The sequence below is a fragment of the Affinundibacterium nitidum genome, from assembly GCF_014284155.1.
Classification (GTDB): Bacteria; Pseudomonadota; Gammaproteobacteria; order Burkholderiales; family Burkholderiaceae_D; genus Undibacterium; species Undibacterium nitidum.
Window position 1 is genome coordinate 1 of the sequence record NZ_JACOFZ010000060.1, and the last position, 255, is coordinate 255.

Here is a 255-nt window from a genome sequence, read left to right on the forward strand (position 1 = left end):
TGATGTTGTTGATGTCACCTGTCGCTACTGGTTTGCTGTCCGTAATAAGGATATCTAGGCTGTCGTTATTCGTTGCACCTAAGGCATCGGTGACTGCCACTGTGACACTGTCGGTCACATCGCTGTTTGCACTTTGGACACTTGGGTCATAGGTGTAACTCACCACGCCTGTGCTGGAGTTATAACCTGTTAAGACCAAGCTGCCCTTGCCTGTCGTGATCGTGATCGGTGTGCCACCTAAAGCATTTAATTGCG

At 49.4% G+C, this 255-nt stretch carries 1 protein-coding gene; it reads right to left on the reverse strand.

Going from position 1 to position 255, the window contains the following annotated elements; genetic code table 11:
* The coding region (locus H8K36_RS19025; protein WP_222611293.1) for a hypothetical protein at positions 1-255 on the reverse strand (255 nt) is incomplete at both ends.